Here is a 24,567-nt window from a genome sequence, read left to right as displayed (position 1 = left end):
CCCTACCGAGAAGGAGGACACCGATGAGTACCACCGCCACCACCTATGGCGCGCGGGACCACGCCCGCGCACAAGCGGGCACGGTCGTCGACACCATGCCCATCATCCCGGCGCACACCGCCGAGCCGCCCGCCGGCGTCGCGGCCGCCGACCTCACCTGGGCGGAGACCGTGGCCGGTGGCGGCTACACGCACAGGGTGCTGGCCCGCGGCACCCGGCTGCGGCTGACCGACCCCACCGGCGACGCCTGCGCGCATCTGCTGCTGTTCAACGCCGACGCGCCGTGGGAGCGGCTGAACGTGGCGGACACGGTGAAGGTGCAGTGGAACGCCTATCTCGGCGAGTCGGTGGCGTTGCTGTCGGACCAGGCCCGCGTGCTCGCCACCCTCGTCGCCGACAGCGGCGGCAGGCACGACGCGCTGTGCGGAACGTCCACTGTGGATGGTAATGCCGAGCGCTACGGCGACGGCAGCCCGCAGGGCCCCTCCCCCGCCGGACTGGCGCTGTTCACCCTGGCGGCGGCGAAACACGGGCTCACCCCGCGCGATCTGCCGCCGAGCCTCTCGTTCTTCCAGGGCGTCCGCGTCGGCGGCGCGGGCGAGCTGGAGTTCACCGGCTCCGCCGGGGCGGGGCACACCGTCGAACTGCGGACCGAGCTCCCGGTCGTCGTGCTGATCGCCAATGTCCCGCATCCGCTGGATCCGCGGGAATACACGAGCGGCCCGCTGCAGATACTGGCCTGGCGCGACCGTCCCTCCACACCGGACAGTCCGGAGTGGACACACACGCCGGAGGCGCAGCGCGCGTTCGAGAACACCGCCGACTACCTCACCGCACGGGGGCTGTGATGACCACCGCGACGACCACCGTCCTCGACACCGAAGTCCCGGCGCGCGCCCCGTTCTCCACGGTGCTCCGCGAAGGACAGGAGCTGGCGATCATCGACACCGGCGGCAACCAGGCCGTCGACTTCCTGTGCTACGACGCGGCCGACACGGCCAAACGCTACAGCGCGGCGGCGACGATCACCGCGCAGCGCAACATCTTCCTCACCACCGGCAGCGTCCTGCGCACCGGCGAGGGCGCGCCGCTGCTGACCGTCGTGGCCGACACCTGCGGGCGGCACGACACCCTCGGCGGCGCCTGCAGCAAGGAGTCCAACAGCCTCCGCTACGGCCAGCACACCCGGTTCCAGCACGCGTGCGTGGAGAACTTCCTCATCGAGGGCGCCAAATGGGGGCTGGGCAAACGGGATCTGGTGAGCAACGTCAACTGGTACATGAACGTGCCGGTCGAGCCCGACGGCACGCTCGGCATCGTGGACGGCATCTCCGCGCCCGGACTGGAGGTCCGGCTGCGCGCGGAGACCGGCGTACTGGTGCTGATCTCGAACTGCCCGCAGATCAACAACCCGTGCAACGGCTTCGATCCGACCCCGATCCGGATTCTCGTCACCGAACCGGGGGGCGAGGCGTGAAGCTGCTGGTCGCCAACCGCGGCGAGATCGCCGTCCGCGTCCTGCGCAGCGCACGCGAGCTGGACCTGCCGACCGTGGCCGTGTACTCCGACGCCGACCGGACCGCGCCCCACGTCCGGCTGGCAGACGAAGCGGTGCGGCTCGGCCCGGCCCCGGCCGCCGAGAGCTATCTGAGAGCGGACGCGATCCTCGACGCGGCGGGCGCCACCGGGGCGGACGCCATCCACCCCGGCTACGGCTTCCTGTCCGAGGACGCCGCGTTCGCCCACGCCGTCGAGGCCGCCGGAATAACGTTCGCCGGGCCCACTCCCGGACAGCTGGAGGTGTTCGGCGGCAAGCACACCGCCCGCGAGGCGGCGGTCACCGCCGGGGTGCCGCTGCTGCCGGGCACCGGCCTGCTCGCGAGCCTCGACGACGCGCTGGCCGCGGCGGACCGGATCGGCTACCCGGTGATGCTCAAGGCGACCGGCGGGGGCGGCGGCATCGGCATGCGGGCCTGCGCCACGGCCGGGGAACTGGCCGAGGCGTGGGAATCCGTGCGCGCGGTCGCGGCGAAGAGCTTCACCGGTTCCGGCGTGTTCCTCGAACGGCTCGTCCGGCACGCGCGGCATGTCGAAGTCCAGGTGTTCGGTGACGGCGATGGCGACGTCCTCGCGCTGGGGACCCGGGATTGTTCGCTGCAGCGGCGCAACCAGAAGGTCGTCGAGGAATGCCCGGCGCCCGGGATCCCCGATGCGGTCGAGGCCCGGCTGATCGAGTCGGCGGTCGCGCTGTGCGGTTCGGTGCGGTACCGCTCGGCGGGGACGGTCGAGTTCGTCTACGACCCCGAGCGCGAGGAGGCCGCGTTCCTCGAAGTCAACACGCGGCTGCAGGTCGAGCACCCGGTGACCGAGGCCGTGTACGGCGTCGACCTCGTGGCCTGGATGCTGCGGCTCGCCCAGGGCGACCGCGGAATGTTCGACGACGCACCGGAACCACGCGGGCACGCTGTCGAGGCCCGCGTGTACGCCGAGGACCCGAGCGCGGGACATCGCCCGAGCGCCGGGCTGGTCACCGGTGTCTCACTGCCGCGGGAGTCCCGTGTGGACACCTGGATCGAGGCGGGCTCGATCGTCACCACACACTACGATCCCTTGCTCGCCAAGGTGATCTGTGCCGGTGAGGACCGCGCGACGGCGCTGGCGGCGCTACGGGACGCGCTGGCCACGACCCGGGTCGACGGCGTCCGCACCAACCTCGGCCAGCTCCGCTCCGCCGTGACGGACGCCCGGTTCCGCGAGGCCGCCCACGACACCGCGACGCTGGACGACGTCACCGACGACGAACCGCGGATCGAGGTCCGGCGCGGCGGCACGATGACCACCGTGCAGGAATGGCCGGGCCGCACCGGGTTCTGGCACGTCGGGGTGCCACCGAGCGGGCCGATGGACGACCGTTCGTTCCGGCTGGGCAACACCGCGCTCGGCAACCCCGAGGGTGCCGCCGGGATCGAGTGCACTGTGGACGGTGTGACCCTCCGCTTTTCGCGGGGCACCACGGTTTGCGTCACGGGCGCGCCCACCACGGTCACCCTCGACGGCGGCGGGATTCCCTTGTGGACGCCGGTCGTCGTCCCGGCGGGCGGCGAGCTCGACGTCGGCGCGTGCACGGCGGGGCTGCGCAGCTACGTCCTCGTGCGAGGCGGCGTCGACGTCCCCGCGTTCCTGGGCAGCGCGGCGACGTTCACGCTCGGGAAGTTCGGCGGGCACGGCGGGCGCACGCTCGCCGCGGGCGACGTCCTGTATCCCGGCCCCGCGCCCGCCGACGACGTCGCCGGGCCGGTCCCGGCGGCCGACCGGCCGGAATTCCCCGCCCAGTGGGAAATCGGGGCGGTGGAAGGACCGCACGCGGCACCGGAGTTCTTCACCCCCGAGGACGTCGAGACGTTCTACCGCACGGGCTGGCGGGTGCACTTCAACTCGGCGCGCACCGGCGTCCGGCTGATCGGGCCCCGGCCGTCCTGGGCCCGCGCGGACGGCGGCGAGGCCGGGCTGCACCCGTCCAACATCCACGACACGCCCTACGCGATCGGCGCCGTCGACTACACCGGCGACCTGCCGATCCTGCTCGGGCCGGACGGGCCCAGCCTCGGCGGGTTCGTCTGCCCCGCCACCGTCGCGACCGGCGAACGCTGGAAGCTCGGGCAGCTGCGGCCAGGGGACACCGTGCGGTTCGTGCCGATCACCACCGAGCACGCCGCCGAACTCCGCCGCGTACCCGCCACGGCACCCGCGCCGAGCCGCCCCGCGCTCGGCGACAGCGGCGTCCTCGGCCGTCTGTCCACAAGCGACGAAGAGCCGTCGGTGACCTACCGGCGCAGCGGGGACGACAATCTGCTGATCGAGTACGGCGAGATGACGCTGGATCTCGCGCTGCGGATGCGGGTGCACGCGCTGGCCGAGCGGCTGGCGGCCGAGGGAGTGCCCGGGATCGTCGACCTGACGCCGGGAATCCGGTCGCTGCAGGTGCACGTCGACCCGGACGCGCTGCCGGTGGCGAAGGCGCTCGGCCTGGTCCGCGAGCTGGAGCGGGAGCTGCCGCCGACCGCGGACCTGGTGGTGCCGAGCCGGTCGGTGCGGCTGCCGTTGTCCTGGGACGACCCGGCCACGCGGGAGGCCATCGAGCGGTACATGACCGGGGTGCGGGACGACGCGCCGTGGTGCCCGTGGAACATCGAGTTCATCCGCCGGGTCAACGGGCTGTCCGCTGTGGACGACGTGTACCGGACGGTGTTCGACGCGGAATACCTGGTGCTCGGCCTCGGCGACGTCTACCTCGGTGCTCCGGTGGCGACCCCGCTGGACCCGCGGCACCGGCTGGTGACCACGAAGTACAACCCGGCGCGGACGTGGACCGCGGAGAACTCCGTCGGCATCGGCGGGTCCTACCTGTGCGTCTACGGGATGGAGGGGCCGGGCGGCTACCAGTTCGTCGGGCGCACCACGCAGGTGTGGAGCGGCTGGCACCAGCGCGGCTCGTTCGCGCCGGGATCGCCGTGGCTGCTGCGGTTCTTCGACCGCATCTCGTGGTATCCCGTGTCCGCCGGGGAACTTCTCGAACTGCGGGCGCACAACGCCGCCGGGCAACTGGAACTGGACATCACCGACGGCGAGTTCGCACTGGCGGACTACCAGCGCTTCCTCGCGGACAACGCGGCGAGCATCGCCGAGTTCCGCGCGAGGCAGTCGGCGGCGTTCGAGGCGGAACGGCGGGCGTGGGCGGCGGCGGGCGAGTTCGATCCGAAGCCCGAGCCGGAACCCACGACGCTCGCGCCGGTGCGGGTCCAGGCACCGCCGGGCGGGCACGTCGTCGAAGCACCGTTCGCCGCGACGGTCTGGCGCGTCGACGTCCGGCCCGGCGACCGGGTCGGCGGCGCGCAGTCGCTCGTGACGCTGGAGGCGATGAAGACCGAGGCCCGGATTCCCGCGCCGTCGGACGGAAAGGTGGTCGAGGTGCTGGTCTCCCCCGGCGATCAGGTGGTTCCCGGAACGCCGCTGGTGGTGCTGACGTGAGCGTCGTGGAGCGGGTCCGGGCCGCCTACGCGCGGATCGCCCAGGTGGACCGGCCGGAGATCTGGATCGACCTGCGTCCCGAGACCGAGGTGCTCGCGGACGCGGCGGCGCTCGAAGCCCGGCGCGACATGGGTGAGGCACTGCCGCTGTACGGGAAGCTGGCCGCGGTCAAGGGAAACATCGACGTCGCCGGGCTGCCGACCACCGCGGGCTGCCCGGCCTACGCCTACCGTCCCACCGAGGACGCGCCGGCGGTGGCCCGGTTACGCGCGGCGGGGGCACTGATCCTCGGCACCACCAACCTGGACCAGTTCGCGACCGGGCTCGTCGGCACCCGCAGCCCGTACGGCGCCGTCCGCAACGCCGTGGATCCGTCCCGGATTTCCGGCGGGTCGAGTGCGGGGTCGGCGGTCGCGGTCGCACTGGGCGTCGTCGATCTCGCGCTCGGCACCGACACCGCCGGATCGGGCCGGGTTCCCGCCGCGCTCAACGGGATCGTCGGGCTCAAGCCGACGCGCGGTCTGATCCCGGCGCGCGGGGTGGTGCCCGCGTGCCGGAGCATCGACTGCGTCAGCGTCTTCGCGAGGACGGTCGACGAGGCCACGCTCGCCCTCGGCTGCCTGGCCGGGCCGGACGCCGACGATCCGACGTCACGGACGGCTCCGCCCACCCGGCGCGTCCCGGGGCGCGCGCGGATCGGGATCCCGCGGCCCGGTCAGCTCGGCGAACTCCGCGCGGGCTGGGCGGACGCCTTCGCGCGGGCCGCGTCCGATTTCCCCGGTGCCGAACTGGTCACAGTGGACATCGAGCCGTTCCTCCAGGCTGCCCGGCTGTTGTACGAAGGCGCTTTCGTCGCCGAGCGGTACACGGCGGTCGGCGAATTCCTGGAGAGTCACCCGGGCGACGTCGACCCGACGGTGTTCTCGATCATCACCGGTGCGCGGGATCTGCCCGCGCACCGGGTGTTCGCGGACTTCGAAACCTTGGACCGGCTCCGGCTCCACACGGACGCGGTGTTGTCCACAGTGGACGCTCTGCTGCTGCCAACGACCACGGACCACCCGGCACTGGCCGAGGTGGCGGCGGATCCGGCCGGGGTGAACACGCGGCTCGGCCGGTTCACCAACTTCGCCAATCTGCTCGACCTGTCCTCGCTGGCGATCCCGGCGGGCGAGGTGGGCGGGCTGCCGTTCGGCGTGATGCTCGTCGGCCGCGCGTTCGACGATCCGCTCCTCGCCGACCTCGCCCGGAGCGTCCCGGCGCGAGCCAGGATCGTCGTGGTGGGCGCACATCTGCGAGGCCAGCCGCTGAACCACGAGCTGACGTCGCGGGGCGGCCGGTTCGTCTCGGCGGCCGCCACCACGCCAGAATACCGGCTGTACGCACTGGACACGACGCCGCCGAAACCCGGGCTCGTCCGGGTCGCCGACGGCGGCGCGGCGATCGCCGCGGAGGTGTGGGAACTTCCCGTGCGCGGGTTCGGCGAATTCGTCGGCGGCGTCCCGGCACCGTTGACGATCGGGAAAGTCCGGCTCGCGGACGGCGCGGTCGTCTCGGGATTCCTCTGCGAACCGGGCGCTTGCGACGGCGCCGCCGACATCACCGGACACGGAGGGTGGCTGTCCTACCGGAAAGCGCTCACCGGAACGTAACCGTTTCGCCGCCCAGCTGTGCGGTACGAGCCGTTCAGAGGTGATCCTCTGACTGCCGATAACCACAGGGAGAAAACAATTCCCCACCGGAACCCGGCGGGGTGGGCACGCCACCTCGCCGGGCCGCGGGGATGTCCCGTACGGCTTCGGAGGCGGCCCATGACCCCGGCGACCCCATCCCCGTCGACCACCCTCGTGCATTCGTACCTGTTCCTGCGCCGCGCGATCGGCGTCATCGGCCTCGCGCTGCCGGTGCTGCTCATCGTCGGCACACTCGCCGTCGACGGCGGCGGGCTGCTGAACTCGATCAGCGGCTACTACTACACGTCCACGCGGGACGTGTTCGTCGGCAGCATGTGCGCGATCGGCGTCTTCCTGCTGTCCTACCACGGTTACAGCCGCCTCGACGACGTCGCCGGCAACCTCGCCGCGATCGCCGCGATCGGGCTGGCGGTGTGCCCGACCACGCCCGCGCACGCGACGTCGACGGACCGGGTGCTGGGTGTCCTGCACCTCGTGTTCGCCTCGGTGTTCTTCCTGACGCTCGCGTTCTTCTGCCTGTTCCTGTTCACCAAATCGGACAAGGCGGACCCGACGCGGCGCAAGATCGACCGCAACCGCGTCTACGTCGCCGCGGGCGTGGTGATCCTGGCCTCACTGGCGCTCATCGTCGTCACCAGCCTGGTCCCCGTCGCCACCACACTGCATCCCGCGCTGTGGCTGGAGACGGCCGCGATCCTCGCGTTCGGCTTCGCATGGCTGACCAAGGGCGAGGCGATCCTGGCCGACGTGTCCCCCGCGGAAGAGGTCAGTCCCGCGGTCGCCTGAGCCGCCAGGAAGGGGCACGGCACCACCCGCGAGTGTGCCGTGTCCCACTCGACCGGGCCACTCCCCTGGTTACCCGTGGGTAACAAGGGCTATCGTGCGGGCAGGATTTCTCTGCCGACATCAGGAGCATTCGTGGCCGCACCAGCAACGCCGCTCGCGCCGAACGCGCGAGGCGTGCGCAACGTCGTGTTCGTCGAGGGGGTACGGACCCCGTTCGGCAAGGCGGGCGACAAGGGCATCTACGCCGGGACCCGTGCCGACGACCTCGTCGTCAACGCCATCCGGGAGCTGCTGCGGCGGCACCCCGAACTGCCGCCCGAGCGCGTCGACGAGGTGGCCATCGCCGCCACCACGCAGATCGGCGACCAGGGGCTGACCATCGGGCGCACCGCGGCGCTGCTGGCCGGGCTGCCCAAGTCCGTGCCCGGTTTCGCCATCGACCGCATGTGCGCCGGCGCGATGACCGCGGTCACCACGACCGCGTCCGGGATCGGGTTCGGCGCCTACGACATCGCCATCGCGGGCGGCGTCGAGCACATGGGCAGGCACCCGATGGGCGAGGGCGTCGACCCGAACCCGCGGATCATCGCCGACAAGCTTGTCGACCCGACCGCGCTCGTCATGGGCCAGACCGCGGAGAACCTGCACGACCGGTTCCCCGAGATCACCAAGCAGCGCACCGACGCCTTCGCCGCGCGCAGCCAGGAGAAGTACGCCGAAGCCGTCAAGACCGGCAAGATCGGCCCCGAGCTGGTGCCGGTCGCGACCCGGTCCGCCGAGCTGGGCTGGGGCCTGGCCACCGAGGACGAGCCGCCGCGGCCGGGCACCACGGTCGAGCAGCTCGCCGGGCTGAAGACGCCGTTCCGCCCGCACGGCCGGGTCACCGCGGGCAACGCCGCGGGCCTCAACGATGGTGCCACCGCGGCGATCCTCGCCGACGAGGACACCGCCCGCGAGCTGGGCCTGCCGGTCGGGATGCGGCTGGTCGGCTACTCCTTCGCCGGCGTCGAGCCGGAGGTGATGGGCATCGGGCCGGTGCCCGCCACCGAGAAGCTGTTCCAGCGCACCGGGCTGTCGATCGACGACATCGGGCTGTTCGAGATCAACGAGGCGTTCGCCGTGCAGGTGCTCGCCTTCCTCGACCACTTCGGCATCGCCGACGACGACCCGCGCGTCAACCAGTGGGGCGGTGCTATCGCGTGCGGGCACCCGCTCGCGTCGTCCGGCGTCCGGCTGATGACGCAGCTGTCGCGCCAGTTCGCCGAACGCCCCGACGTGCGCTACGGCATCACCACGATGTGCATCGGTATCGGCATGGGCGGCACCGTGATCTGGGAGAACCCGGCTTTCGAGGGGGCCAAGTAATGACTTTCACCGCTGAAGAAGCCAAGGCGGCCTTCCCCGACGAGGTCGTCACCGTCGCGAAGACCCGGCTGGTCAAGGTGCCCGGGCTGGACAAGCCGGTCGCACTGATCACCTTGGACAACGGCCACGACCACACCCGGCCCAACACGTTCGGCCCGCAGGGTCTCGTGTCGCTGAACTCCGCGCTGGACGAGGCGTTCGCCGCCGAGCCGGCCGCGATCGCGGTCACCGGCAAGCCGTTCATCTTCGCCGTCGGCGCCGACCTTTCCGGGGTCGAGGCCGTGTCGGACCCGAAGCTCGCGCGCGAGATCGCGCAGACCGGGCACGACGTGTTCCGGCGGCTCACCGAGACCGAGATCCCGACGTTCGGCTTCGTCAACGGCGCGGTGATGGGCGGCGGGCTCGAACTCGCGCTGTCGTGCCACTACCGGACGCTGTCGGAGAACACCGCGGCCATCGCGTTCCCCGAGGTCTTCCTCGGCCTGTTCCCCGGCTGGGGTGGCACGCAGCTGCTGCCGAACCTGATCGGCCCGGACGCCGCGGTGACCGTGATCATCGAGAACGCCTTGGCGCAGAACAAGATGCTGAAGGTGCGGCAGGCGGCCGAGCTGGGCATCGTGGACGAGGTCTTCGGCTCCGCGGACTACCTGGAGCAGTCGCTGCTCTGGCTGTCCAAAGTGGTCCGTGGTGAGATCACCCCTGCCCGGCGCGAGATCGACCGCGGTTCCGGCTGGGACGCGGCCATCGCCCGCGCCAAGTCCATTGTGGACGGCCGGACGCACGGAGCGTCACCGGGCGCGACCAAGGCGGTCGAGCTGCTGGAGCTGGCGCGGGAGAACGATCTCGACCGGGGCTACGCGGCCGAGACGGACGGGCTCGCCGAACTGCTCATGAGCGACGTCCTGCGTGCCGGGCTGTACTCGTTCAACCTGGTCAACAAGCGGGCCAAGCGCCCGGCGGGCGCGCCGGACAAGTCGTTGGCGCGCAAGGTGAACAAGGTCGGCATCGTCGGTGCGGGCCTGATGGCCAGCCAGCTCGCGCTGCTGTTCGTGCGCCGGCTGAAGGTGCCGGTCGTGCTCACCGACGTCGACCAGGAGCGCGTCGACAAGGGCGTCGGCTACGTCCACGACGAGATCGACAAGCTCCTGGCCAAGAAGCGCGTCTCCCCCGACGGCGCCAACCGGCTCAAGGCGCTGGTGACCGGCTCGCTCGACAAGGCCGCCTTCTCCGACGCCGACTTCGTCATCGAGGCGGTGTTCGAGGAGCTGGGCGTCAAGCAGCAGGTGTTCGCCGAGCTGGAGCAGCACGTCTCCCCCGAGGCGATCCTCGCGACGAACACCTCGTCGCTGTCGATCACCGCGATGGCCTCGAAGCTCCAGCACCCCGAGCGCGTGGTCGGGTTCCACTTCTTCAACCCGGTCGCCGTGCTGCCGCTGCTGGAGATCGTGCGCGGCGAGCAGACCGACGACGCTTCGCTCGCGACGGCGTTCGCGGTCGGCAAGCAGCTCAAGAAGTCCAGCGTGCTGGTGAAGGACGCTTCGGCGTTCGTGGTCAACCGGCTGCTGCTGCGCTTCCTCGGCGAAGTGCTCGTCGCCGTCGACGAGGGCACGCCGTTCGAGGTCGCCGACTCGGCGCTGGAACCGCTCGGGCTGCCGATGACCCCGCTGACGCTCATGCAGCTCGTCGGCCCGGCCATCGCGCTGCACGTCGGCGAGACGCTGCACGAGGCGTTCCCGGACCGGTTCACCGTCAGCGAAAACCTGGCGAAGTTCGTGAAGGCGGGCAAGCGGGGCGTCTGGGTCTGGGACGACAAGGGCAACCAGTCCGCCGACCCCGAGGTCGTCGAGCTGTGGACGCAGGGCGACAAGCCGTCCACCGCGGAGCAGGTGCGTGAGCGTGCCCTCGGCGCGATCGCCGAAGAGATCCGGATCATGCTCGACGAGGGCGTGGTCGCGGAGGCGCAGGACATCGACCTGTGCCTGATCCTCGGCGCGGGCTGGCCGTTCTGGCTCGGCGGCATCACGCCGTACCTGGACCGCTCCGGCGTCTCCGAACGCGTCAACGGCAAGCCGTTCCTGGCGCCGGGCGTCGCTTCGGTGCCGGTGGCGTAAGTTCCGTCAAGGCCACCTTACGGGCGTCTCGTGCCCGCAAGGTGGCCTTGACGGCATTCCGGGGTCAGTACTCGCCGCTGGGCGGGCAGGACGGAGTCGCCGTCGCGGCGGGCATGCCGGGCGGCGGGTGAGCGGGATCGAGCACGACCACCTTCTTGGCCTCGGGATAACGCCTGCGTAGTTCGGCGGCCCACTCCTCCAGGTCCACGCCGCGCTGCGGAAGCAGGTTCAGCGACGCGGGCATCGCCGCCGGGTCCGAGTTCTCCACGAGATTCGGGTGGTCGGCGAAGATACGCTTGAAGCGTTCCCAGGCTTCGGCCCTGGTTTCGGTGAACACCCGGCGGGTTTTCGGATCACCGTGGAAACTGCCCGAAGCCCGGGTCATCATTTCGTCGGTGTCGAAATACATCGTCACCGAGGCCCCGCACACATTCCGTCCCGCCGCGGGCACCGGGTTCGTGTCCACCGGCAGCGCTTCGGGTTCGACAAGGCGCGCGACCAGCAACGCCAGGCCGACGCCCGCGGCCGCCGCCAGCACGAGTACCGGGATCAGGATCTTGATCAGGTTCGGCCACGACCCGGCCGGTCTGTCGCTCACGGGACGATCATCACACAACGGCGGCCGTTGGCCGCCGGGACACCGTCCGTTCACCGGCGCCCCTTAGCGTCCTGCCGACTCAGCACCCAGGGCAGGAGCGGGATGAACACCTCCGACAGATCCGGCGTGGACCGCCGTGGCTTCCTCAAGCGCGCGGGCCTCGCCGGTGCCGCGGCCGCCGGAGCGCCGATGATCGCGCCCGCGCAGGCGGACGCCGCTGACATCGATCTCGGTTTCGACATCGATGTCAGCCTCGACCGGCTTTTCGGCCGTGGCCGCTACCAATGGCTGGTCGGCGACCACCACACGCACAGCCAGTACTCCTACGACGCGATGTACACCATCGACCGGATCGCCGCCGGCGCCCGCGAACACGGCGCGAACTGGATCGTCTTCACCGATCACGGTCACGCCGAGCACGAAAAGTCCTCGGTCGAGCCGACCGGCCGGGACGTCGTCGCCGCGCAACGGAAATACCCGGATCTGCTGCTGTGGCAAGGAATGGAGTGGAACGTACCGGGCGCCGAGCACGCCACGGTGTTCTTCCGGGCGGGCAAGGACCAGGCCCCGTTGCTGCGGGAGTTCGAGCGGAACTTCGACTGGCGGCTGACCGGTTCGGAGGCCTCCGGCCCGGAGAACGAAGCACTGGCGCTCAAGGGCTTGCGGTGGCTCGCCGAGCAGGAACGCGCCCGCCGGATCCACGCCCCGGTCGTGCTGATCAACCACCCGCTGCGCAACGGCCGCGTCGCACCGCACGAACTGCGCAACTACCGCGACGCCGCGCCAGGCCTCGTGATCGGCATGGAGGGCGCGCCCGGCGCCCAGGCCGACGGCTTCCCCAAGCCGCAGGGCAACGGCGGCGCGCGCGGCGGCTACGCCAACAGTCCCGGCGCGAACTCGTGGCCGGGGTTCCCCGCGGAGGCGTACCGGACGTTCGGCGGCTGGGACTGGACGACGGCGAAGGTCGGCGGACTGTGGGATTCCCTGCTCGCCGAGGGAAAACCGTGGTGGATCACGACGAACTCCGATTCGCACTACAACCGGGGCGACACGCTGGTCCGCCCGCAGGTGCCGGACGGCTGGTACGACCGCACGGGCAAGTACCCGGATCCGGTCGACACCGGTGTCCCGCAGCTCGCCGCGCCGTACGCGGACTTCTACCCCGGCGAGTTCAGCCGCACCGTGGTCGGCGTGCGGCAGCGCGGCTTCGAGGGTGTGCTGGAAGGCCTGCGGGCGGGCCGGATCTGGCTCTGCCACGGCGGTTTGGCCCGGCAACTGGAGGTCGGCGTGTACGGCGGCGGGTGCGCGGAGACATTCGGCGGGCGGCTGCGGGTGCGCCGCGGGGAGAACGTCACGGTCGTGGTCTCCGCGGCGACGGCGAACCGGCCGAACGGCGGCGGCGAGATCCCGCGGCTCGCCCGGCTCGACGTCATCGCCGGTCCCGTCACCGGCCCGGCCACGGACCGCGAGACGATGACCGCGCCGGGCACCCGGGTCGTGCGCTCGTTCGAACCGCGCCGGGAAGCGGGGCATCGGGTGAGCTTCCGGCACACGTTCCGGAATGTGCGCGAACCGTTCTACGTCCGGGTGCGCGGCACCGACGGCAAGCGACACGTGCCCGGCGGCATCGAGCCCGCGATGGACGTCATCGGCGACGCCAACCCGTTCGAGGATCTCTGGCTCTACGGCAACCCGATCTTCGTCGACGTCCACTGAGGACAGTGCTGCCCGTTACACCTCGATCACCTCGACGAGGCGCTCCAAGCCGCCGAAATCCTTGGCGTCGCGGGTGAGCACGGGAATCCGGTGCGCGGCGGCGGTGGCCGCGATCTGCAGATCCATCCGGCGTGGCCGCGGATCGCGCCCCGACCGCCGCACGAGCGCCGCCATCGTGCCGTACTGTTTCGCCGCCGCGACACCGAACGGCAGCACCTCGAACTGGTCGAGCACCGCGTAGTACCGCTCGGTCCGGGCGGCCCTGGCGACCACGTCGTCGACGTCCAGCCCGTAGCCGAGTTCCGCGACCGTCACCGCGCTCACCGCGGGGACGGCCGCGGCCAGCTCGCCGAGGTCGAGCCGTTCGAGGTCGATCACGACGCAGGTGTCGAGTAGCACGCGCTCGGGCGGGTTCACCGGCGCGCCCATGGATCCTCCGGCTCGTCCGGGCCGAACGCCGCGTCGTCCGCGGCGCGCTCCCGCCGCCATGCGGCACTGTCCATCGGCGGCAGGTCACCGAAGGCCGCCTGCACCTCGGCCAGGGTGCGCCGGGCCCGCTCCTCGTGCTCGGCGCACAGCGGCAGCAGGTTGGCGACCGGCTTGCCGTTGCGGGTGACCGTGAAGCTCTCGCCCCGCTCGACGCGCCGCATGATCTCCGCGTTGTCGTTGCGCAGGTCGCGCTGGCTGATCGTGTGGGTCATGAGGCCACGGTAGCAGGTGCCGGGCAAGAATGCTACAAAGGTGCTACGGCGTGCTACGAGGGCGCGCCGCCAGCGTTGGCTGTGTTGGCTGCGTTGGCCGTATTGGCTGTGTTGGCTGTATTCACGGGGAGGTGCACGATGACGGAGAGACCACCGCCGACCACCGGTTCGGCCGCCACCACACCGCCGTGTGCCTGGACGGCGGCACGCACGATGGACAGGCCGAGGCCGGCGCCCGAGCGGGCGGTGCGGGCGACCCCGGCGCGCTCGAACGGTTCGAACAGCTCGGCCACCTTGGCCGGGTCGATCAGCCCGCCCGAGGAGCGCACCCGCAGCACCGACCACTGTGGACCGGCATGGGTACGCACCTCGAGCCAGCCGCCGTCGACGTTGTGCCGCACGGCGTTCTCCAGCAGGTTGCCCGCGATCCGTTCCAGCAGCGCGGGATCCCCGGTCACGGCGACCCCCGGCGTGCTGAAGTCGGTGCGGATGCCGCGCTGCGCGGCCTCGTTCCGCACCGCGCGCCAGGCCTGGTCGACGACCGTGGCGAGGTCGACGCGCTCGCGCACCACGAGCCCGGAACCGTCGGTCTTCGCGAGCAGCAGCAGCGAATTGACCAGCCGCCCCGCCCGTTCGGTGGCGTCGCGGACGACCTCGGCCATCCGGCGCAGCTCGGCCTCGTCGGCGTGCTCATCGGCGAGCGTGACGTCGAGTTCGGTGCGGATCACCGATAGCGGGGTCCGCAGCTCGTGGCTGGCATTGGCCACGAAATGGCGCTGGGCGTCGAACGCGGCCTGCAGCCGGTCGAGCATGTCGTCGAAGGTCCCGGCCAGCTCGGCCAGTTCGTCCTTCGAGCGCACCTCGCCGATCCGCTCGCCCAGCGATTCCACCGAGAGCCGACGCGCGGTCGCGGTGATCTCGCGCAACGGCAGCAGCACTCGCGAAGTGAACGTCCAGGCGAGGATCGCGGCGGCCGCGACGACGAAGCAGAACGCCGCCGAACCGAAGACCAGCACCCGGATCCGCGCGTGCTCGCGAAGATGTTCGGCCAGCGTCGACGCGTCGACGTCCACTCCGTCGACACGCACGCTGGTACCGGGCGGCATCTGCGGCACGGTGCTCACCGCGTCGCGCACCAGCGTCCACGCCAGCCACAGCAGCAGCAGGCTGACGGCGGCGACCAGCACGGTCGCGAGCAGGGTGACCCTGGCCCGCAGGCTGCGCGCGCCCGGCAGGCTCAGTGCCCGCTTCACCCCGCGCCGGCCCCCTGGTCGGGCACGCGGTAGCCCGAACCGACCACGGTCTCGATGATCCCGGGCTCGCCCAGCTTCTTGCGCAGGGTCATCACGGTGACCCGCACGGTCGTGGTGAACGGGTCGGCGTTCTCGTCCCACACCCGTTCGAGCAGTTCCTCGCTGCTCACCACGGATCCGGCCGCGGACAGCAGCACCTCGAGCACGCCGAACTCCTTGCGGGTCAGCTCGATCGGGCCGCCCGCCCGGCGCACGGTGCGCCTGGCCGGGTCCAGTTCGACGTCGCCCGCGGTGAGCAGCGGCGGCGCGGCCGGCGTCGCGCGGCGGCCGAGCGCGCGGACCCGCGCGACGAGTTCGGGGAAGGCGAAGGGCTTGGCGAGGTAGTCGTCGGCGCCCAGCGACAGCCCGTCCACCCGGTCGGACACCGAGCCGCTCGCAGTCAGCATCAGCACCCGGGTCAGCTCACCGGACGTGACGATCTCGCGGCACAGGTCGTCCCCGGACATGCCGGGCAGATCCCGGTCGAGCAGGACCACGTCGTACCGGGTCACCGTCGCCTTCTCGTGCCCGTCGTCGCCGGTCAGCGCGACGTCCACGGCCATCCCCTCCCGCCGCAGGCCACGCGCGATCGCGTCGGCGAGGGGCTCCTCGTCTTCCACCACCAGAATTCTCACGGCGTCCACACTTCCACAGTTTCCTGAGAGTCACCTATACACGCGGTGACGGCCCACCGGCCTTTATGGACGGTTCAGCCTACCCAGCGCAGGGCGAACCACAGCCGCATCCGGACCTCCGGATCGGCGAGGTCCACGCCGAGCACACGTTCGATCTGGCCGATCCGGTGCCGGACGCTGTTGCGGTGCACGCCGAGCCCGGCCGCGGCACGGTCCCAGCCGCCGTGGCAGGCCAGCCAGGTGCGCAAGGTCACCACCAGTTCCCGGCCCTGTGCCCGGTCCAGCTCGGCCAGCGGAGCCAGCGCCCGCTCGGCGAATCCCCTGGCGGCACTCGGATCGAGCACCGCGTCGAAGTCGACCGGACCGTCCCCGGCGAGTACCGGACGGCCGAGCACCCGCGCCCGGTCGAGCAGCGTCTCGGCTTCGGCGACGGCGGCGGGCAACCGGTCGGCGGCGACCGCGGAGCCGCGGACGGCGAGCCAGCCGTGGTCGCGCAGTTCCTCCAGTTCGGCGAGCCCGGGGCCGTCGTCGACGATCGCCAGGAAGCGGGGACCGGGCAGCACCCGCACGAGCGGGGTGTCGAGCCGCGCGCGGAGCCAGTCGTAACGCAGCGCGACCTCGTCCGGGCCGCGCCGGTGGGCGATCCCGGCGACCAGCCGCGGGCGTCCGGCCCCGGCGAGCGCGGTGGCGACGTCGTCCGGCGCCGCCCGGCCGAGCAGCAGCCCGGTGGCCGCGGCGCCCAGCGCGGCGGTGTCCGAACCGGACCGGCCGACCAGGCCGAGCAGGGCCGCGCCGACGGCGAGGATCGCGCGGTCGGCGCCGTCGAACCGGCTGTCCCGCCCGCACACGACGAGATGCGACGCGGTCGCCTGCGGGTACACCGGCTGCGCCACGACGTACCCGCCGGTGGCGAGTTCCGTTGTGGCACTGCGGATCCCGGTACCCGCGCGCAAAGTCGCCAGCAGTTCGCGGACCTCTCCCGGCAGCGGTGACGGCGCGTCGTGCGCCGCTGCGGCGACGTCGTCCGCGCCGACCATCGCGACCCAGCCCCGCAACCGCGTGGCGAGCGCGCTCGCCAGTTCGCCGAGCCCGTCACCGGCCGCCCGCGTCAGCGCTTCGCGCGCCGCGGAGATCCGGCGCTGTTCCCGTTGTCCCGCTTCGGTGAGCGCGACCGAGACGGCACGGCTGATCGCGAGGAACGGCGTCCGCACCGGCACCACGAGCAACGGCAGGCCACGCCGGGCACACGCCCGGCGCAGCGGCTCCGGGAGCGTCTCGTGCACCGACGGCGTGATCCCGAACCCGAGCGCGGTGATGCCGCTTTCGGCGAGGCGCCGGACATAGCGGTCGACGTCGCGGGGTTCGCCCGGCAGGTTCACCCCGGCGGTGAGCAGCAGTTCGGCGCCGAGCAGGTACGGCGCGGGATCGCCCAGCTCGCTGACGTGCGCCCAGCGGACCGGCGCGTCGAGCGCACCGGGCCGCGCGGTCTCGCCGACCACGTCGAGCGCCAGTTCCGGATTGCCGGTGACCACCCGTAACGGAATAGTCACCTCGGCGGCCGGGAGTTCGAGCCGCTGGGTCATTTCATCCTCACCTGCCCTCGACAGGGATGAATCATCCCATGCCGGTGGACTGGACGGCGAACCTACGGTGACCCGGACGACAACGCCCCATGACAAGCCAGGGAGGTCACCATGACGGGTGACTACGCGGTGATCGCGCTGTACATCGCGGGCATGCTCGGGGTCGGCTGGTTCGGCCTGCGGCTGGCCAGGACGAAATCCGACTACCTCGTCGCCGGGCGGCGGCTCGGCTGGGTCATGTACTCCGGCACGATGTCGGCGGTCGTGCTCGGCGGCGCGTCCACCGTCGGCGGCGTGAAGCTCGGCTACACCTACGGCATCTCCGGCGCGTGGCTGGTGATCACGATCGGGCTGGGCATCCTCGTACTGCACGCGGTGTTCGCCCGGCGCCTGGTGAAACTGCGCGTCTACACCGTCGGCGAGATGCTCGACCTGCGCTACGGCGGGGCCACCAGCACCATCTCCGGCGTCGTGATGTGGGTCTACACGCTCATGCTGACGGTGACCTCGACGCTGGCCTTCGCGACGATCTTCAAGGTCCTCTTCAACGTCCCGGGCTGGGCCGGGATCGCGATCGGCGGCGCGATCGTGGTGCTGTACTCGGTGCTCGGCGGCATGTGGTCGATCACGCTGACCGACATCGTGCAGTTCGCGGTCAAGACCGTCGGCATCCTGTTCATCCTGCTGCCGGTCGCGATCAGCTCGGCGGGTGGCTTCGGCGAAATGGCGAAACGCCTCGACGCGACGTACTTCGAGTTCACCGCGATCGGCGGCCAGACGATCTTCACCTACGTCCTCGTGTACACCTTCGGCCTGCTCATCGGCCAGGACATCTGGCAGCGGGTGTTCACCGCGCGCACCCCGGCCGTCGCGACCGGCGGCGGCATCGTCTCCGGCGTCTACTGCCTGATCTACGGCCTCGCGGGCGCGCTGATCGGGACGGCCGCGAAGGCGCTTTATCCCGACCTCGGCAGCGCGCAGGACGCCTTCGCCACGATCGTCGAACGCCTCCTGCCGACCGGCGTGCGCGGGCTCGTCCTCGCGGCCGCGCTCTCGGCGATGATGTCGACGGCGAGCGGCGCGCTCATCGCGTGTTCCACGGTCAGCACGTCCGATCTGCTCAGCAAGGTGGGGCTGCGCAAGGGAAGCGGCGAGGTGCACCGCAACCGGATCACCACGCTGGTGCTGGGCCTGGCCGCGATCGGCATCGCGATGATCGTCGACGACGTGGTCAACGCGCTCACCATCGCCTACGACATCCTGGTCGGCGGGCTGCTGGTCGCGATCGTGGGCGCGCTGTTCTGGAAGCGCGGTACGCGGCAGGGCGCCTACGCCTCGATGATCGTGGGCACGGTCGTGGTGATCACGTTCATGATCGTCGACGGCGTCGACGCGAACAGCCCGATCTACTGGGGCCTCGGGGCGAGCCTCGTGGTCCACGTCGCCGTCAGCCTGGCCACCCCGAGAACCCCTTCGTCCATTTTGGACATCTGGGCCGCGCGCCTGAACGGCTCCGCGGCCGACGAGGAAACTCCCGCACCACAACGAGAATCAGGAGCACCCAGCAGTGTCTGACACGAGCCCGATCGGCCCCGTCGACTCCTCGCGCGTCCCCCGGTTCGCCGGGTTCGCGACCTTCGCGCGGCTGCCGAGGATCGATCAGGTCGAGCACGCCGACGTCGCCGTCGCCGGGGTCCCGTTCGACTCCGGGGTGTCCTACCGGCCCGGCGCGCGGTTCGGCCCGGCGGCGCTGCGCGAGGCGAGCAGGCTGCTGCGGCCGTACAACCCCGGCCTCGACGTCTCGCCGTTCGCCACCGCGCAGGTGGTGGACGCGGGTGACATCGCGATCAACCCGTTCAACATCGGCGAGGCGATCGAGACCCTGCAGCACGAGGCGGAAAGCCTGACCGCGCAAGGAACCCGGCTGGTCACCATCGGCGGGGATCACACGATCGCGCTGCCGCTGCTGCGGGCCGCGGCGAAACAGCACGGCCCTGTCGCGCTGCTGCACTTCGACGCGCATCTGGACACGTGGGACACCTACTTCGGCGAACCGTACACGCACGGCACCCCGTTCCGGCGGGCGTCGGAGGAAGGAATCCTCGACACCAGCGCGCTTTCCCACGTCGGCACCCGTGGTCCGCTGTACGGGAAGCGGGATCTGGAGGAGGACCGGCGGCTCGGCTTCGGCATCGTCACCTCGGGCGACGTCCTGCGCCGGGGCGTCGCGGAGACGGTCGACGCACTGCGCCAGCGGATCGGTGACCGGCCGCTGTACGTCTCCATCGACATCGACGTGCTCGACCCCGCGCACGCGCCCGGCACCGGCACCCCGGAGGCAGGCGGGATGACCAGCCGCGAGCTGCTGGAGATCCTGCGCGGGCTGCGCGGCCTCAACCTCATCGGCGGCGACGTCGTCGAATTGGCCCCTGCCTACGACCACGCCGAGATCACCGCCGTCGCGGCCTCGCACGTCGCCTACGACCTGGTCAGTCTGCTCGCCCTCGGGAACGACGCGTGACGCGCATCGGGGGCGACGTCGTCGTCGAAACGCTGCGGTCTTTGGGTGCCGACACGGTGTTCGGGCTGCCGGGCCAGCACGCGCTCGGACTGTTCGAGGCGTTGCGGCGCGCGGACGACCTGCGGGTGATCGGCTCGCGGGTGGAGAACAACCTCGCCTTCGCCGCGGACGGGCACGCCCGCGCCCGGCTCGCCGCCGACCCCGAGGGCCCGGTGCCGGTGACGCCGATGATCGTCTCGACCGGTCCCGGCGCGTTGCTCACCCTGGCCTCGCTCCAGGAGTCGCGGGCCGCTTCGGTGCCGGTGCTGGGCATCTCCAGCCAGGTCCCGGTCGCGGGTCTCGGCGGCGGCAGGCACGGGTACCTGCACGAGCTTCCCGACCAGCAGGCGAGTTTCGCCGGAGTCGTCAAATCGGTGCACACGGTCAGGACCGTGAGCCAGATCCCGACGGCGCTGCGGGAGGCGTGGGAGTCCGCGGCCACCGCGCCGTTCGGACCGGTGTGGGTCGAGATCCCGCAGGACGTGCTGCTCGCGCCGGCCTCGCTGCCGCCGATCACCACCGCGAACGCGCGCCCGGCGCCGCTCGCGCCGTTGCCCGAACTGGTCGACGAGGCGGCCCGGCTGCTGGACGCGGCGGCGAATCCGGTCATCCTGGCCGGGGGCGGCGCGCTGCGGTCGGGCGCGCGGGCCGAGGTGAAAGCGCTTGCGGAGGCGTTGCGGGCGCCGGTGCTCTCGACGTTCGGCGGCAAGGGCGCCTTCGGCTGGGAGCACGAGCTGTCCGGGCAGTCCTGGTTGGAGGACTGGCATTCCACGGAGTTCCTCGCGGACGCCGACGTGCTGCTGGTGCTCGGCTCCGGGCTCGGCGAGCTGTCCAGCAACTACCGCGAATTCGCCCCGCGCGGGCGAGTCGTGCAGGTCGAGGCCGATCTCGGCAAGCTGGAGTCGAACTACCCGGCACTGGGCCTCCACGCCGACGTCCGGCTGACCGCGGGCGCGCTGCTGGAGCGAGTCCGGTTCCGGCGGGCGGACGGCCGTGCCGAAGCGGCCGTGGCGGAGCTGCTCGGCAAGGTCGAGGCCCGGCTCGACGGCCAGGATCTCGCGACGGAGCGGAAGCTCATCGCCGACCTGCGGGCGGCAGTTCCCGAAGGCACCCAGACGTTCTGGGACATGACGATCGCGGCGTACTGGGCGTGGTCGGCGTGGAATCCCGACGGCGCGCCGATCCACACCGCGCAGGGCGCGGGCGGGCTCGGCTACGGGCTGTCCGGGGCGCTCGGTGGCGCGGCGGCGACCGGCGGCCCGGTGCTCGCGGTGTCCGGCGACGGCGGCGCGATGTACGGCGTCGGCGAGCTGGCCACGGCGGTGCAGCACGGGCTGGACGTGACGTGGCTGATCGTCGACGACGGCGGTTACGGGATCCTGCGCGAATACCTGACGGACACGTTCGGCCGCACCACCGCGACCGAGCTGGCCCGGCCGGACTACGTCGCGCTGGCGAAGTCGTTCGGCGTTCCCGCCGCTCAGGCCACTTTGGACGGTGTCGGCGCCGTGCTGGCCGAGGCGTTGCGGACGCCGGGCCCCAGCGTCGTCGTGCTGCCCGCGCGGCTGAAGATGTTCGCCCCGACCCACCTGGAGAAGTGATGACACACGTGGAGAACTTCATCGACGGCGCTTCCGCCGCGGCCAAGGGCGTGCTGGAGCTGACCGACCCGGCCACCGGCGAGGTCTTCGGTACCAGCGTCCTTTCCGGACAGTCCGATGTGGATGCCGCGATGGCGGCGGCGGACCGGGCCTTCGCGGTGTGGCGGCGGAGTACCCCGGCTCAGCGTCAGCTCGCGCTGCTGAAGATCGCCGACGCGCTGGAGGCGCGGGCCGAGGAGTTCGCGGACGCGGAGATCCGCGAGACCGGGAAGATCCGGCAGGTCGTGCTGGCGGAGGAGATCCCGGAGTGCGTGAGCGCGCTGCGGTTCTTCGCCGGGGCCGCGCGGCAACTGGAGGGCACCGGCGCCGGTGAGTACCTTCCCGGCCACACCTCGGTGATCCGGCGCGAGCCGGTCGGCGTCTGCGCGCAGATCGCGCCGTGGAACTACCCGCTGATGATGGCCGTGTGGAAGATCGCGCCCGCGCTGGCCGCGGGCAACACCGTGGTGCTCAAACCCGCGGAGACCACGCCGTCGACCGCGGTACTGCTCGCGACCGTGGCCGCCGAATTCCTGCCGCCCGGCGCGTTCAACGTCCTGTGCGGCGATAGGGACACCGGCCGCGCGCTGGTGCGTCATCCGGTCACCGAGCTGGTCTCGATCACCGGGTCGACCCGCGCCGGGATCGACGTAGCGACCGTGGCCGCGGCCGATCTCAAGCGCACGCACCTCGAACTCGGCGGCAACGCGCCGCTGCTGGTGTTCGACGACGTCGACCTCGCCGAGACCGCGGAAGGCATCGTGGGCGCGGCGTTCTACAACGCCGGGCAGGACTGCACCGCGGGCAGCCGGGTGCTCGTGCACGCCTCGATCCACGACGAGTTCGTCGCGGAGCTGGCCAAGGCCGCCGCCGCGTACACGCCGGGTACGGACTACGGACCGCTCAATTCGCTGGCGCAGTTCGAGCGCGTGCTGGGCCTGCTTTCCCGGCTGCCCGCGCACGCGCGCGTCGAAACGGGCGGCGTGCGGCACGGCGAACGCGGATTCTTCCTCTCCCCCACGGTGATCTCGGGCCTTCGCCAGGACGACGAGATCGTCCAGGAGGAGATCTTCGCGCCGGTGCTCACCGTACAGTCCTTTGTGGATTCGGACGAGGCGCTGGCGCTCGCGAACGGTGTCCCTTATGGACTCGCGTCGTCGATCTGGACCCGCGACCTCGCCCGTGCGACGCGGCTTTCGGGCGAGCTGGACTTCGGCTGCGTGTGGGTCAACACGCACGGGCCGCTGGTCGCGGAAATGCCGCACGGCGGGTTCGGTCACTCCGGACACGGCAAGGACCTCTCCGCCTACTCCTTCGCCGAGTACACCCGCGTCAAGCACGTCATGACCCGTTTCGCCTAGTGCTCCGCCGGAGGTAGCTCGATGAGCGACAAAGTGACCGAAGTGGAGCAGCACGGGATCGCGCCGATCCCGCCCGGGGAACAGACCTCGCGCCCGCGCGACCTGTTCCGGCTGGCCTTCGGCGGGGCGAACACGTTCGCCACGATCATCCTCGGCACCCTGCCCATCGCGTACGGCCTCAGCTTCTGGGCTGCCCTCGCCGCGACGGTCACCGGCGTGGTGCTGGGCGGGCTGGTGCTCTCGCCGATGGCGTTGTTCGGACCGCTCACCCGGACCAACAACGCGGTGTCGTCCGGCGCGCACTTCGGCGTCGTCGGGCGTTGCGTCGGCTCGTTCCTCTCGCTGCTGACGGCGATCACGTTCTTCGCGATATCGGTGTGGGTCAGCGGGGACGCCGTCGCCGGTGCGGCACAACGGCTTTTCGGGTTCGACGGCGGAGCCGCGCTGCGCGGGATCGCCTACGGCCTCATCGCGATCGCGACACTCGTGGTGTGTATCTACGGCTATCGGTTCATGCTGCTGATCAACCGCGTCGCCGTCGTGCTGGGCACCGCGATCATGCTCTTCGGCGTCCTCGCGTACGGCGGCTCGTTCGACCCCGGTTTCGCGGGTACCGGCAGCTACGCGCTCGGCTCCTTCTGGCCGACGTGGATCCTCGCGACGCTCACCGTGCTCGCCAACCCGATCTCGTTCGGCGCTTTCCTCGGCGACTGGTCGCGCTACATCTCGGCCCGGCACTCCCGCCGCGCGTTGCTCGCCGCGCCGTTCCTCGCGCAGCTGGCGACGTTGCTGCCCTTCGGGTTCGGCATCGCGACGGCGACGCTGGTCGCCGACCCCGGGAACTACATCGCCGGGCTCACCGCGATTTCCCCGCTCTGGTACGCGATTCCGCTCATCGTGGTGGCGTTGATCGGCGGGCTTTCCACCGGCACCACCGCGTTGTACGGGACCGGGCTGGACTTCAGCTCGATCTTCGTGCGGCTCAGCCGGGTGCAGGCGACCGTCCTCATTGGATCGTTGAGCGTCGTGTTCATCTTCGTCGGCAACTTCGTGCTCGACATGGTGTCCAGTATCAACGCCTTCGCGACGCTGATCGTGCTGTGCACGTCGCCGTGGATGGTGATCATGATGATCGGCTTCGCGCAGCGGCGCGGCTTCTACGATCCGGACGATCTGCAGGTGTTCAACCAGGGCCGCAAGGGCGGGCGTTACTGGTTCCACCGCGGGGTGAACTGGCGCGCGATGGCGGCGTGGATCCCGGCGACCACGCTCGGCCTGCTGACCGCGAACACCCCGATGATCGCCGGGCCGCTGCGCGGCATCGCGGGCGGCGTCGACATCAGCCTCGTGGTCACCCTGTGCACGGCCGCGCTCGCCTACCCGCTTCTGACGCGGCTGTTCCCGGAACCCCGGGAGGTCTTCGGCCCCGATGCCGTGAAGGACTCCTTACCGGCAGTGGGCGCCGTCCAGCCCTGAGGAATGGCGGAGGCGGGCCCG

The 24,567-nt window shown here is 71.4% G+C and carries 19 protein-coding genes; 13 read left to right on the top strand and 6 right to left on the bottom strand.

All coding sequences use genetic code 11. The features are described 5' to 3' along the window. Positions 1 to 23 precede the first annotated feature (23 nt). From ACFW0G_RS34240 to ACFW0G_RS34210, 7 genes are all read left to right on the top strand, one after another. Positions 24 to 848, top strand: coding sequence for an urea amidolyase associated protein UAAP1 (locus ACFW0G_RS34240; RefSeq protein ID WP_378329615.1), 825 nt, complete (start codon positions 24 to 26; stop codon positions 846 to 848). Then, entirely contained in the window at positions 848 to 1,477 is a 630-nt protein-coding gene (locus ACFW0G_RS34235; RefSeq protein ID WP_378329614.1) for an urea amidolyase associated protein UAAP2, read from the top strand. Before ACFW0G_RS34240 ends, ACFW0G_RS34235 begins: the two co-directional genes overlap by 1 nt. Continuing rightward, positions 1,474 to 5,028 (top strand): urea carboxylase, encoded by a 3,555-nt coding sequence (uca, locus tag ACFW0G_RS34230; protein ID WP_378329613.1) that lies wholly within the window; start codon positions 1,474 to 1,476, stop codon positions 5,026 to 5,028. The genes ACFW0G_RS34235 and uca overlap by 4 nt, the downstream gene beginning before the upstream one ends. Next, positions 5,025 to 6,680 carry an allophanate hydrolase gene (gene atzF / locus ACFW0G_RS34225; protein ID WP_378329612.1) on the top strand — a complete coding sequence of 552 codons (1,656 nt, stop codon included), beginning with the start codon at positions 5,025 to 5,027 and terminating at the stop codon, positions 6,678 to 6,680. Before uca ends, atzF begins: the two co-directional genes overlap by 4 nt. A gap of 159 nt (positions 6,681 to 6,839) precedes the next feature. Continuing rightward, complete coding sequence (locus ACFW0G_RS34220) at positions 6,840 to 7,508, top strand: DUF998 domain-containing protein (protein ID WP_378329611.1); 669 nt, start codon at positions 6,840 to 6,842, stop codon at positions 7,506 to 7,508. Positions 7,509 to 7,682: 174 nt separating this feature from the next. Next, entirely contained in the window at positions 7,683 to 8,873 is a 1,191-nt protein-coding gene (locus tag ACFW0G_RS34215) for a thiolase family protein (RefSeq protein ID WP_378329643.1), read from the top strand. Then, positions 8,873 to 10,984: a 3-hydroxyacyl-CoA dehydrogenase NAD-binding domain-containing protein gene (locus ACFW0G_RS34210; RefSeq protein WP_378329610.1), complete on the top strand. Its 2,112-nt coding sequence runs from the start codon at positions 8,873 to 8,875 to the stop codon at positions 10,982 to 10,984. Before ACFW0G_RS34215 ends, ACFW0G_RS34210 begins: the two co-directional genes overlap by 1 nt. A gap of 64 nt (positions 10,985 to 11,048) precedes the next feature. Here the strand turns inward: ACFW0G_RS34210 and ACFW0G_RS34205 are convergent, their stop codons facing one another. After that, positions 11,049 to 11,582, bottom strand: a complete 534-nt coding sequence (locus tag ACFW0G_RS34205) for a hypothetical protein (RefSeq protein WP_378329609.1) — start codon at positions 11,580 to 11,582, stop codon at positions 11,049 to 11,051. A 102-nt stretch (positions 11,583 to 11,684) separates the two neighbouring features. Here ACFW0G_RS34205 and ACFW0G_RS34200 point away from each other — a divergent pair, with 102 nt between their 5' ends. Further along, complete coding sequence (locus tag ACFW0G_RS34200) at positions 11,685 to 13,298, top strand: PHP domain-containing protein (RefSeq protein ID WP_378329608.1); 1,614 nt, start codon at positions 11,685 to 11,687, stop codon at positions 13,296 to 13,298. Positions 13,299 to 13,313: 15 nt separating this feature from the next. Here ACFW0G_RS34200 and ACFW0G_RS34195 read toward each other — a convergent pair whose 3' ends face one another. The 5 genes from ACFW0G_RS34195 to ACFW0G_RS34175 form a co-directional block, all read right to left on the bottom strand. Continuing rightward, on the bottom strand, positions 13,314 to 13,727 hold the full coding sequence (locus ACFW0G_RS34195; protein ID WP_378329607.1) for a PIN domain-containing protein: 414 nt from the start codon (positions 13,725 to 13,727) through the stop codon (positions 13,314 to 13,316). Beyond that, the gene (locus ACFW0G_RS34190) at positions 13,712 to 13,999 is read right to left on the bottom strand and encodes a type II toxin-antitoxin system Phd/YefM family antitoxin (RefSeq protein WP_378329606.1); all 288 of its coding nucleotides are present in this window, start codon (positions 13,997 to 13,999) and stop codon (positions 13,712 to 13,714) included. The genes ACFW0G_RS34195 and ACFW0G_RS34190 overlap by 16 nt, the downstream gene beginning before the upstream one ends. A 53-nt stretch (positions 14,000 to 14,052) precedes the next feature. After that, positions 14,053 to 15,240 (bottom strand): sensor histidine kinase, encoded by a 1,188-nt coding sequence (locus ACFW0G_RS34185; RefSeq protein ID WP_378329642.1) that lies wholly within the window; start codon positions 15,238 to 15,240, stop codon positions 14,053 to 14,055. 8 nt (positions 15,241 to 15,248) lie between these two features. Beyond that, positions 15,249 to 15,926 carry a response regulator transcription factor gene (locus ACFW0G_RS34180; RefSeq protein WP_378329605.1) on the bottom strand — a complete coding sequence of 226 codons (678 nt, stop codon included), beginning with the start codon at positions 15,924 to 15,926 and terminating at the stop codon, positions 15,249 to 15,251. Positions 15,927 to 16,000: 74 nt separating this feature from the next. Beyond that, positions 16,001 to 17,509, bottom strand: a complete 1,509-nt coding sequence (locus ACFW0G_RS34175; RefSeq protein ID WP_378329604.1) for a PucR family transcriptional regulator — start codon at positions 17,507 to 17,509, stop codon at positions 16,001 to 16,003. Between the two features lie 111 nt (positions 17,510 to 17,620). Here ACFW0G_RS34175 and ACFW0G_RS34170 point away from each other — a divergent pair, with 111 nt between their 5' ends. The 5 genes from ACFW0G_RS34170 to ACFW0G_RS34150 are packed head-to-tail and all read left to right on the top strand — an operon-like array spanning position 17,621 to position 24,546. Continuing rightward, the gene (locus ACFW0G_RS34170; protein ID WP_378329603.1) at positions 17,621 to 19,084 is read left to right on the top strand and encodes a sodium:solute symporter; all 1,464 of its coding nucleotides are present in this window, start codon (positions 17,621 to 17,623) and stop codon (positions 19,082 to 19,084) included. Next, positions 19,077 to 20,030, top strand: a complete 954-nt coding sequence (speB, locus tag ACFW0G_RS34165) for an agmatinase (RefSeq protein ID WP_378329602.1) — start codon at positions 19,077 to 19,079, stop codon at positions 20,028 to 20,030. The genes ACFW0G_RS34170 and speB overlap by 8 nt, the downstream gene beginning before the upstream one ends. Beyond that, a complete protein-coding gene (locus tag ACFW0G_RS34160) occupies positions 20,027 to 21,670 on the top strand; it encodes a thiamine pyrophosphate-binding protein (protein ID WP_378329601.1) in 1,644 nt (547 codons plus the stop codon). Before speB ends, ACFW0G_RS34160 begins: the two co-directional genes overlap by 4 nt. After that, the gene (locus ACFW0G_RS34155) at positions 21,670 to 23,070 is read left to right on the top strand and encodes an aminobutyraldehyde dehydrogenase (RefSeq protein WP_378329600.1); all 1,401 of its coding nucleotides are present in this window, start codon (positions 21,670 to 21,672) and stop codon (positions 23,068 to 23,070) included. The genes ACFW0G_RS34160 and ACFW0G_RS34155 overlap by 1 nt, the downstream gene beginning before the upstream one ends. A 21-nt stretch (positions 23,071 to 23,091) precedes the next feature. Further along, on the top strand, positions 23,092 to 24,546 hold the full coding sequence (locus ACFW0G_RS34150; protein ID WP_378329599.1) for a purine-cytosine permease family protein: 1,455 nt from the start codon (positions 23,092 to 23,094) through the stop codon (positions 24,544 to 24,546). Positions 24,547 to 24,567: the final 21 nt, after the last annotated feature.

Origin of the sequence: Amycolatopsis sp. NPDC058986, from assembly GCF_042741125.1 — a bacterium.
Classification (GTDB): Bacteria; Actinomycetota; Actinomycetes; order Mycobacteriales; family Pseudonocardiaceae; genus Amycolatopsis.
Note: the sequence above shows the minus strand (reverse complement) of the source record. Positions and strands in the feature narration are given on the sequence as shown.

Coding starts and splice junctions, on each gene's coding strand:
- ACFW0G_RS34195 (WP_378329607.1), bottom strand. CDS start 13,727: ATGGGCGCGCCGGTGAACCCGCCCGAGCGCGTGCTACTCGACACCTGC.
- ACFW0G_RS34235 (WP_378329614.1), top strand. CDS start 848: ATGACCACCGCGACGACCACCGTCCTCGACACCGAAGTCCCGGCGCGC.
- ACFW0G_RS34220 (WP_378329611.1), top strand. CDS start 6,840: ATGACCCCGGCGACCCCATCCCCGTCGACCACCCTCGTGCATTCGTAC.
- ACFW0G_RS34240 (WP_378329615.1), top strand. CDS start 24: ATGAGTACCACCGCCACCACCTATGGCGCGCGGGACCACGCCCGCGCA.
- ACFW0G_RS34190 (WP_378329606.1), bottom strand. CDS start 13,999: ATGACCCACACGATCAGCCAGCGCGACCTGCGCAACGACAACGCGGAG.
- ACFW0G_RS34155 (WP_378329600.1), top strand. CDS start 21,670: ATGACACACGTGGAGAACTTCATCGACGGCGCTTCCGCCGCGGCCAAG.
- ACFW0G_RS34175 (WP_378329604.1), bottom strand. CDS start 17,509: ATGACCCAGCGGCTCGAACTCCCGGCCGCCGAGGTGACTATTCCGTTA.
- ACFW0G_RS34170 (WP_378329603.1), top strand. CDS start 17,621: ATGACGGGTGACTACGCGGTGATCGCGCTGTACATCGCGGGCATGCTC.
- ACFW0G_RS34150 (WP_378329599.1), top strand. CDS start 23,092: ATGAGCGACAAAGTGACCGAAGTGGAGCAGCACGGGATCGCGCCGATC.
- ACFW0G_RS34210 (WP_378329610.1), top strand. CDS start 8,873: ATGACTTTCACCGCTGAAGAAGCCAAGGCGGCCTTCCCCGACGAGGTC.
- ACFW0G_RS34200 (WP_378329608.1), top strand. CDS start 11,685: ATGAACACCTCCGACAGATCCGGCGTGGACCGCCGTGGCTTCCTCAAG.